The organism is Longimicrobium sp. (assembly GCA_036389795.1).
Taxonomy (GTDB): domain Bacteria; phylum Gemmatimonadota; class Gemmatimonadetes; order Longimicrobiales; family Longimicrobiaceae; genus Longimicrobium.
The window spans coordinates 1-3,264 of record DASVWD010000247.1; the positions used below are offsets into that span (position 1 = coordinate 1).

2 protein-coding genes are annotated in these 3,264 nt (G+C 72.2%); both read right to left on the reverse strand.

Translation table 11 applies throughout. From position 1 onward, the window contains the following. A partial coding sequence (locus VF746_29300) for a nucleotide sugar dehydrogenase (GenBank protein ID HEX8696552.1) occupies positions 1-904 on the reverse strand: 904 nt, incomplete at its 3' end. A gap of 127 nt (positions 905-1,031) precedes the next feature. Continuing rightward, positions 1,032-2,921, reverse strand: coding sequence for a nucleoside-diphosphate sugar epimerase/dehydratase (locus VF746_29305; GenBank protein ID HEX8696553.1), 1,890 nt, complete (start codon positions 2,919-2,921; stop codon positions 1,032-1,034). Between the last annotated feature and the right edge of the window lie 343 nt (positions 2,922-3,264).

Here is a 3,264-nt window from a genome sequence, read left to right on the forward strand (position 1 = left end):
CCAGCGTGCGCATCTTCCACGACAGGTAGTGCGGGTCCAGCGGGATGCAGTGCCCGCCCAGGCCGGGCCCCGGGGTGAACTTCATGAAGCCGAACGGCTTGGTGGCGGCCGCCTCGATCACCCCCCACACGTCCACCCCCAGCACGTCGCACGCCTGCGCCAGCTCGTTGGCCAGCGCGATGTTGATCATGCGGAAGGTGTTCTCGTAGACCTTGGTGAGCTCGGCGGCCTCGGCGCTCTCCACCGGCACCATCGCGTCGAAGACGCGCGAGTAGAGCGCGAGCCCCGCCTCGGTGCAGGCGGGGGTGATCCCGCCCAGCACCTTGGGCGTGTTGCGCGTGTGCCACTCGGGGTTGCCGGGGTCCACCCGCTCGGGGCTGAAGCAGAGGAAGAAGTCCTCACCCACCACCAGCCCCGACTCCTCGAAGCGCGCCAGGAGCAGCTCGCGCGTGGTGCCGGGGTAGGTGGTGCTCTCCAGCACCACCAGCTGCCCCGGGCGCAGGCAGAAGTGCACCGCGTGGGCGGCGGCCACCACGTACGAGAGGTCGGGCTCCTTGGTCTTGTTGAGCGGGGTGGGGACGCAGATGGAGACGGCGTCGCACTCGCCCAGGCGCGACAGGTCGGTGGTGGCCTCCAGCAGCCCCCCCTTCACGAAGGTCTCCAGCACCTCGGCGGGGGTGTCGAGCACGTGGCTCCGGCCGGCGTTGACGCCCTCGACCACGCCCTCGGAGACGTCGAAGCCCAGCACGCGGTAGCCGCTCCGGGCGAGCTCCACCGCCAGCGGCAGCCCCACGTAGCCCAGGCCCACCACGCCGCAGACGGCCTCGCGGCTCTCGATTCGGGAAAGGAGCCGCTCGCGCGGCGTGGCCTGCTCGCTCATCTCGTCGGTCGCGGGTCGGATCATCCGGATAGTTCCTGCGGCCGCCCGCCGGGGCGGCTTCGCTACGGGGTTTCGCTCGCGAAAGGATAGCGGGAGCGCGGCGGAGCGCAAGCCGGCGCCCCGCCGCGTGGCAGCCTCGCGCCCGGGCCCGCTACTCGGCCTCGGTGGGCTGCAGGCCCCGCTCGCGCAAGGGGGGGACGCACTCGGGGACCAGCGCGCGCAGCGCCCCCACCACGTCGGCGGCCTCGCCCACGGCGGCCGAGGCGGCCAGGCGGTCCAGCCCGCTGGTGAGCTCGGCCACCTCGGGCTCGGAGGTCTGCACGATGCGGATCTTGTGCACCGTGGTGGGGACCGTCTCCTCGCGCTCGGCCATGAGCTCCTCGTGGAGCTTCTCGCCGGGGCGCAGTCCCGTGAAGACGATCTGCACGTCGCTGTACGGCTCCAGCCCCGAGAGCCGCACCAGGTTCTCGGCCAGCTCCACGATCCGGACCGGCTCGCCCATCTCCAGCATGCAGATGCGCCCCGCGGCCTCTGGCAGCGCCGCCGCCTGCAGCACCAGCGCCACCGCCTCGGGGATGGTCATGAAGTAGCGGGTGACCTCGGGGTGCGTGACGGTGAGCGGGTGCCCGGCCGCCAGCTGCCGCTTGAAGAGCGGGATCACGCTGCCGTCGGAGCCCAGCACGTTGCCGAAGCGCACGGCGCGGAAGTCGGTGCGGCTCTTCCGGAGGCCCGGCCACCCCAGCACGATCTGCTCGGCCACGCGCTTGGTGGCGCCCATCACGCTGGAGGGGTGCACCGCCTTGTCGGTGGAGATCAGCACGAACTTCTCGGCCCCGTAGTGCGCGGCGGCCTGGGCCACGCACAGCGTGCCCAGCACGTTGTTGCGCACCGCCTCCACGGGGTTCGACTCCATCAGCGGCACGTGCTTGTAGGCGGCCGCGTGGAAGACGTAGTCGGGGCGCCAGCGGGCGAAGACGTGGTCCACCCGCCCCTGGTCGGTGACGTCGCCCACCACGGCGCTCACCCGGAGCTCGGGGTGGGCGCGCACCAGCTCCAGGTGGGTGAAGTAGAGCGCGCTCTCGGCCTGGTCGAGCACCACCAGCTCGGCGGGCCCGAAGCCGGCGATCTGCCGCGCCAGCTCGCTTCCGATGGAGCCGGCGCCGCCGGTGACCAGCACGGTGCGCCCCTGCAGGTCCTCGCTGGGCCCGTCCAGCGCCAGCTCGACGGTCTCGCGCCCCAGCAGGTCCTCGATCTCCAGGTCGCGCAGCTGCCCCAGCCGCGCGCGGCCGTCCAGCAGCTCGCGCATGGAGGGGACGATCTTGAACTCCACGCCGGTGGCCAGGCAGGCGTCGACGATGGCGCGCATCTGCTCGCGGGTGGCCGAGGGGATGGCGATCACCAGCAGCTGGATCCCCGCCTTGGTCACCAGGGGCCCGACGTCGGCGGTGGTGCCGAGCACCGGGACGCCGTGCAGCCGCATCCCGCGCTTGTCGGGGTCGTCGTCCACGATCCCCACGGGATAGATCCCCGAGGCGCCGTCGCGCTGCGTCTCGCGCAGGAGCCGCTCGGCCCCCTGCCCCGCGCCGATGATGAGCGCCCGCCGCCCCTTGTGCGCTCTCCAGGGGACCAGCCGCTCCTCGCGGAAGGCGCGCACGCCGAAGCGCAGCCCGCCGAACATCAGGATGGCCGTGGCCCAGTCCAGCACCAGCACCGAGCGGGGGAAGCCGTTGATCTCGGAGGTCATGAACAGCGCCACCAGCAGCAGCAGGCTGCTGAGCGTGACGGCCTTGAGCAGGTCGATCAGGTCGCTCATCCCCACGTGGCGCCACCAGCCGTGGAAGAGCCCGAACACGGCGAACGAGGCGACCCTGAGCGCCACCAGCAGCACCAGCGAGTGCCAGAAGAAATGGGCGTACTCGGGCGGCATCGTGAAGTCGAAGCGCAGCGCGAACGCCCAGTAGTATCCCAGCGGGATCAGCAGCAGGTGGAGCGCCAGGACGAGAGGCCGCCGGAACCGCAGGAAGAGGTCGGGAACGAGCATGAAGGTCGGTTGATGGTTCGGGCTCAGCCGCGCGGCGCGGTCATCGCCGCGCAACCGTCTGCAACGCAGGAGTCTAGCGCGCCATGTGCGCTCTGTCCATGGTATTCGGGTACGGCGCGCGTAGACGACGGACCGTCGCGGGGCGTCACACGCGCCGCCGCTCCCGTTCCGAACCGGCCGCGGCGCGCCCCCGGGCAGCACGAAACGCGCCACGCGCGCCCTCCGTCCACGTCTCGGCGCGGGCGGAAGACGATACAACGCGCGGCGGGCCGCCGGTGTGACACCGGAGCCCGCATTCTCAGCTTTCCCGCGCCTTCCGCCGCTTCCGCGCGACCCCTGCCCG

Coding starts and splice junctions, on each gene's coding strand:
- VF746_29305 (HEX8696553.1), bottom strand. CDS start 2,921: ATGCTCGTTCCCGACCTCTTCCTGCGGTTCCGGCGGCCTCTCGTCCTG.